Below are 3,243 nucleotides of genomic sequence, written 5' to 3'. Positions count from 1 at the left end.
TAATAGTGTTGCTACTAATACTGCAAATATTAGCACTAATACTGCCGCAATCACTGAGGCTCAGAATGATATAAATACACTTGAAACTGAGCTGGATGCAAAAGCAAACAAAGAAGAAGTTGATGTTGCACTCGAAGCTAAAACAGACCTATCTACATTTAACACTACAGTAACTAATATTAATACAGCTCTTGATGGCAAGGCAAGTGCCTCTTCTGTAACAGTTCTTAGCGAGTCTGTTACTGCATTGAGCAGTTCTTTATCTAATAAAGCCAATATTGCAGATGTAAATGAAGCTCTTGCTGGTAAAGCTGATAGTGACCATGTACATAATTATATACATATTGGTACAGAAGAGCCTACTGATGCTTCTGTTGTTCTTTGGGTAGATACTGTGAATGGTCTTAAATATTATGATGGCAGTGCATGGATCAATGTTCCTATGGCGACTAGCTAATAAATAAATACAATAAAGGATGGTGATAAAACATATGTCAATTTTATCAATAACATTACCATCAAATACTTATATAACAAATGGTAAACATATTACATTTAAAACTCCTAGTAGTAATAAGGGTATTAGTGGAATTTTAATTGATGATGATCCCCAAGAGTATAAAATAGTAGATTCTTGTAAAAACACATTGCCAAATGCCATTACGATTTTTGATGAAGGAACTATGGTGCATGTTATCTTAGATGTAGATGAGCATTTAGCATATCTTCAAGGCTCAAGCGTTACTGGTAGTTCTCAAGGTGGGAGCGGTGTTTCATATTTTAATGGTAGACAGGGTGCCGTTGATCCAATGGAAGGTGATTATACTGCTGAAATGGTTGGTGCTGCACCATCTATTCATGCTAGTCAGCACGCAAGTGATGGAACTGACCCTATTACTCCTGAAAGCATAGGCGCTGCCGCTGTTGAGCATTCTCATGATGATGTTTATGCTGCGATTGACCATGATCATGATGGTGTTTATGCACCATATTATCATACTCATGATGCAGATGGAGGAATAGGATTTAATCAGGATGATGCTGATAAATTATATGCTGCAATTGACCATACGCATACTGCAGAAGAAATAGGTGCAGCGGCTGTAGACCACACACATACCTTAGAAGAGTTAGGTGCAGCTCCTGCAGAGCATACGCACACTTTAGGGGAATTAAGTATATCTATTACACCAGAAGAGATAGGAGCTGCATCCGTTGACCATACGCATACTGCAGAGGAAATAGGAGCAGCTACCGTAGACCATACACATACTGCGGTAGAAGTAGGTGCGGCTTCTGCGGATCATACTCACACAGCGACTGAAATAGGTGCAGCTCTTGCAGAACATACTCATACTGCTAGTGAAATTGGTGCTTTAACTCAAATAGAAGCAGACAGTCTTTATCGTTTGCAAAATGATGACGTTGATATGAATTATGTATATAGTGTTAAAAATACTGCTGAGATAACTTTTAGTTCGGAAGATGACTCAGGTAATAAATACACAACAATGTCCTTAAAGGCTGTACTTGATACAGATACAAGTTCTGTTTATGCTAAATTCACTGACAAATACAATGGGTCGTATACTGTTGGACTTCAAAATATTGCTGAACCTATTAATGACACTGATGCTGCAACCAAAATATACGTTGATGATGCTCTAGCAACTATGGAACCTACATATATCAGCCAAGCTGGAGATGTTTCTATTACAATAGCAGATAATACAGAATATACTCTTACGAGCGTAACGTCTTTAAATATTCAAGGTAATGCTAAATCAAGTCATGGAATTATATATTTTGGTTCTTCAATTTCTAGTATTAATGTTACAGGCTTTTTGGCTAATAGTGGCGATGATATAACAACTGCGTCTGCAGGAGAAACATGGGAATTTGATACGTACGAAGGTCTCGCAATCTGGAAAAACTGGAGCGTATAATTATGAGAACATTAGACAAATTTAAACGTAGAAGAATGTTAATGGCTTGCAATACATCAACAACGCCTAAGGAGCCAGTTACTTACGATATTTATAATCAGGGAACTACAGTGAATTATGGAACTTTTGCTACAAGTAATTCAGGAGAGTCCAGCGGCGCTTTAATTACAACAAAAGATCCTACTACATATGGCTTACAAGCGTATAGTGGTTCAGCGAGTGGAAGTAGTGGAGGCATTATACTTTTACCAACTAAATGGACAGGCAGTGGTCAATGGACAATTTCAATTACAGATATAACAGAGCCAGGAACGTTATATATTACTGCTTATAGGGATACATATAGTGGTTCTAGCTATGGAACAACTAGTTATGAGCAAAAATTTAGTATCATAGACAGCGATGGAAGTACAGTGATGACACAAACTCCTAGTACAAGTTCTTATACCTATTCGTGCTCTTTGACTAATGTATCATCAGGATTTACTATAACAGGATGGGTTTCTGGAACTGATATAACAGATAGTATTCACATGTATGTAACTGTAATTCAATATATAACTTCTGTAGATACTGGTGCTGGCAATGATAATTCAGGTAATACAGGTGTTACTACAACGCCAGGTACTGTTTTATATGGAGATGGCAATACTGCTGAAGGTGAAGTATGGAAACAAGATAGTCTTTATGGCAGTGTTTTAGAACAAGACGGTATTCTTCAGCTTCTAGATAATGCAAGTTCTGGACATCCTTGGGTAACTTTCTTAGATAAGGGACGAGATATTGGTTTTGACTTTACTGATTATAGTAAACTATGTATTCAAACAACAAGAGTTACACATGGTAATGAAGCGGCAAAGGTATATTGCTTTGTTTCATATAGTGCTACAAACGAACAGGGATTAGGTGATGGCTATCTTTGGCTTACAGCTCATGAAACTGGAATTGTAACAGATGTGGTAGATATTAGTGCAGTAACTAGTACTAACTATATACATATTAAAGGTGATGATAGAGTTTGGATTTCAAGAGTTTGGCTTGAATAATTTTATATATAATTCATTACAAATGGTTTTTTAATAAGGCGGTGAAAAAATGAAAGAAGTAATTGCTCCTACTGGTTCGCAACTTTTATTTTTCCCCATGAAAGAATGTACTGTTGCGGCTGGATTTAAAAATGCAAAATATAAAAATTACTATGGTTATATTCATTATGGTGTTGATTTTGACTCTAAAATGGCAGTTAATTTTGATGCGTTAGCATCAGGAGATGGTATTGTTCTTGGTGTTGAGAAAA

At 36.6% G+C, this 3,243-nt stretch carries 4 protein-coding genes; all 4 read left to right on the top strand.

Translation table 11 applies throughout. The features are described 5' to 3' along the window. The coding region (locus ACI3VO_RS10915; RefSeq protein ID WP_439757944.1) for a hypothetical protein at nucleotides 1-457 on the top strand (457 nt) is incomplete at its 5' end. Nucleotides 458-647: 190 nt separating this feature from the next. After that, a complete protein-coding gene (locus ACI3VO_RS10910) occupies nucleotides 648-1,946 on the top strand; it encodes a hypothetical protein (protein ID WP_439757943.1) in 1,299 nt (432 codons plus the stop codon). Nucleotides 1,947-1,948: 2 nt separating this feature from the next. Continuing rightward, nucleotides 1,949-2,992: a hypothetical protein gene (locus ACI3VO_RS10905; RefSeq protein ID WP_439757942.1), complete on the top strand. Its 1,044-nt coding sequence runs from the start codon at nucleotides 1,949-1,951 to the stop codon at nucleotides 2,990-2,992. Between the two features lie 49 nt (nucleotides 2,993-3,041). After that, nucleotides 3,042-3,243, top strand: a 202-nt coding sequence (locus ACI3VO_RS10900) for a hypothetical protein (RefSeq protein WP_439757941.1), incomplete at its 3' end; no start/stop codon positions are given.

The organism is Intestinibacter sp., assembly GCF_051866655.1.
Lineage (GTDB): Bacteria > Bacillota > Clostridia > Peptostreptococcales > Peptostreptococcaceae > Intestinibacter.
This window is presented reverse-complemented; position numbering and strand designations above follow the sequence as displayed.